Source organism: Dokdonella sp., from assembly GCF_036518555.1.
Lineage (GTDB): Bacteria > Pseudomonadota > Gammaproteobacteria > Xanthomonadales > Rhodanobacteraceae > Dokdonella_A.
In genome coordinates this window covers 1-3,383 of record NZ_DATDMY010000189.1, presented here as the reverse complement: position 1 = coordinate 3,383, position 3,383 = coordinate 1, and the positions used below count along the sequence as shown (strand labels likewise).

1 protein-coding gene is annotated in these 3,383 nt (G+C 68.3%); it reads left to right on the top strand.

Features of this window, described 5'->3' with window-relative positions; translation table 11 throughout:
• Positions 1 to 3,192, top strand: a 3,192-nt coding sequence (locus tag VI238_RS10820) for an NAD-glutamate dehydrogenase (protein WP_331651185.1), incomplete at its 5' end; no start/stop codon positions are given.
• Positions 3,193 to 3,383: the final 191 nt, after the last annotated feature.

Below are 3,383 nucleotides of genomic sequence, written 5' to 3'. Positions count from 1 at the left end.
CTCAGGGTCCTCACCGAGCAGCTCAGCGAGATCGGCCTGCCGGAAGCGACCGTCTACGTGCAGGACATCGCGGTGCAGGCCGCGACGCGTTGCGCGTTCGACGTCGAACAGGTCGGCGACGCGTTCGAGGAGGCGTTCGCGAGCATCTGGCGCGGCGACGCCGAGAACGACGCCTTCAACAAGCTCGTGCTCGGTGCGCGGCTCGACTGGCGCCAGGTGAGCGTGCTGCGCGGTTACTGCAAGTACCTGCTGCAGACCGGCGTGACGTTCTCGCAGAGCTACATGGAGGAGACCCTCAACCGCTACCCCGCGTTGGCCGGATTGCTGGTCGAGCTGTTCGAGGCGGGTTTCGACCCCGCGCGCGAGCGCCTCGACGCGGCCGCGGCGAAGGCCGCGGGCGAGCGCCTCGGTGGCGAGCTCCGCGCACTGGTTCCGGCGGACGTGCTCGCCAAGCTGCCGCCGAAGTTCGTCGACGACCTCGCTGCCGTCCGCGCGAAGCCGCGCATGGACCAGGTCGTCGCCGTCATCGCCGCGATCAAGGCGCTGCTCGAGCATGTCGCGAGCCTCGACGAGGATCGCATCCTGCGCGCCTACCTCGGCGTGATCGGGGCGACGCTGCGCACGAACCATTTCCAGCGGCGCGACGGCGTGCCGCACCACTACACCAGCTTCAAGTTCGATTCCGCGAAGGTGCCGGACCTGCCCAAGCCGAGGCCGTATCGCGAAATCTTCGTCTATGGCCCGCGCGTCGAGGGCGTTCACCTGCGCTTCGGTCCGGTCGCGCGCGGCGGCCTTCGCTGGTCCGATCGCCGCGAAGACTTCCGCACCGAGGTCCTCGGCCTGGTCAAGGCGCAGATGGTGAAGAACACGGTGATCGTCCCGGTCGGCTCGAAGGGCGGATTCTTCGTCAAGCATCCTCCGGTGGGCGGCGACCGCGACGCGGTGCTCGCCGAAGGCATCGCCTGCTACAAGATGTTCATCAACGGCCTGCTCGACATCACCGACAACCTCGTCGAAGGCAAGGTCGTGCATCCGCGGGACGTCGTGCGCCACGACGGCGACGATCCGTACCTCGTCGTCGCCGCGGACAAGGGCACGGCGACGTTCTCCGACATCGCCAACGGCGTCAGCGCCGAACACGGCTTCTGGCTCGGCGACGCGTTCGCCTCCGGCGGCTCGGTCGGCTACGACCACAAGAAGATGGGCATCACCGCGAAGGGCGGCTGGGAGTCGGTCAAGCGCCACTTCCGCGCGATGGGCCGCGACAGCCAGGGCGAGGATTTCACCTGCGTCGGCATCGGCGACATGTCCGGCGACGTCTTCGGCAACGGCATGCTGCTGTCCAGGCACATCCGGCTCGTCGCCGCGTTCGACCATCGCCACATCTTCATCGATCCGAACCCGGACGCCGCGAGTTCGTTCAAGGAACGCGAACGCATGTTCGCGCTGCCGCGCTCGTCCTGGGACGACTACGACAAGTCGCTGATCTCCCCCGGCGGCGGCGTGTTCGCGCGCAGCGCGAAGACGATTGCGCTGTCGCCGGAAGCCTGCCGCGCGCTCGGTATCGCCGAGGGCACGGCGCAGCTGACGCCGACCGAACTCATGAGTGCGATCCTCAAGGCGCCGGTCGACTTGCTCTGGAACGGCGGCATCGGCACCTACGTCAAGGCGGAAAGCGAGACCAACTCCGAGGTCGGCGACCGCGCCAACAATGCGCTGCGCATCAACGGGCGCGAGCTGCGCTGCAAGGTGGTCGGGGAGGGCGGCAACCTCGGCTTCACGCAGAAGGGCCGCATCGAGGCCGCGCAGAACGGGGTGCTGCTGAATACCGACTTCATCGACAACTCGGCCGGCGTCGACACGTCCGACCACGAGGTCAACATCAAGATCCTGCTCAACGACGCCGTGCAGCGCGGCGAACTCACGCTCGACCAGCGCAACGTGCAGCTGGCGGCGATGACCGACGAGGTCGAGCGCCTCGTCTTGTCCGACAACTACCGGCAGAACCAGGCGATCACCGTGATGGAGCACATGTCGGCGCATCGCCTCGGTTCGAACGCGCATTTCATCCGCACGCTCGAGGCCGAGGGCTTGCTCGATCGGCAGATCGAGTTCCTGCCCTCGGATGCGGAACTCGCCGAGCGCAAGGCGCGCCACCAGGGCCTGACGCGACCGGAGCTGTCGGTGCTGCTGTCGTACTCGAAGATCAAGCTCTACCAGCAACTGCTCGATTCCGACGTGCCGGAGGATCCGTTCCTGTCGAAGGAGCTCGTGCGCTATTTCCCCGAGCCGCTGCGCGAGCACTATGCCGCGCACATGCAGCGCCATCGACTCAAGCGCGAGATCATCGCGACGGTGGTGACGAACTCGATGGTCAACCGCATGGACGCGACGTTCGTGCTGCGCATGCAGGAAGACACCGGGCAGTCGCCGGCGTCGATCGCGAAGGCGTATTCCGCCGTGCGCGAGGTCGTCGACGCGCGCGCCATCTGGGCCGAGATCGAGGCGCTCGATGGCAGGATCGGCGAGACGGTGCAGATCGACGCGCTGCTCAAGCTGTGGGACGTCCTGCGCAACCTCACGCGCTGGCTGCTCAACCAGCGAGGCGCGAACCTCGACATCGCCGGGATCGTCGAACGGTACGCGCCGGGCGTCGCGCGGCTGTCGGCCGCGCTGCCGCGCGTGCTGACGTCGAACGGACGCGCCGACTACGACGTCGACGTCGAGAAGTGGCGGGGGCTGGACATCCCCGAGGCGCTCGCGCAGCGCCTCGCCAAGGTCGCCGAACTCAATTCCGCGTTCGACATCGTCGAGATCGCGCTCGAGACCGGCCAGGACGTCGAGCGCGTCGCCTCGGTGTTCTTCGAACTCGGCCAGGCGCTCGACATCGACGGTCTGCGACGGCAGATCGAGAACCTGCCGGTCGAGAGCCGCTGGCACGCGCAGGCGCGCGGCTCGCTGCGCGACGAGCTGGCCTCGCAGCATCGCGCGCTGGCGCGCCAGGTCCTCGCCGGCGCTCCGGCGGGCGAAGCGCATCCGGTCGCGCGCTGGCTCGAGCGCGACGATCCGGCGCTGAAGTTCACGCTCGGCCTGCTCGAGGAAATCCGCGTGCAGACGGTCGACTATCCGATCGCGTCGGTCGCGCTGCGCCGTTTCGCCCAGCTCGTGCAGGCGGCGTCGAAGGCGGCCTGACGGCACGGGGAGGGCCGTCGGTCCGCGTAGGGTGAGCCTTTGCGCCAAGGCTCACCCTACGGAGCGGCGCGAGCGGTCGGTGCCGGTGCAAACCTGGTTGCGCAGGTCTCCGTGCGCAGCCGAGAATCGCGGTGACGTTCCTTCCGGCCCGCCCCATGTCACGACGCATCGCCTTCGTCGCCGCCCCGACC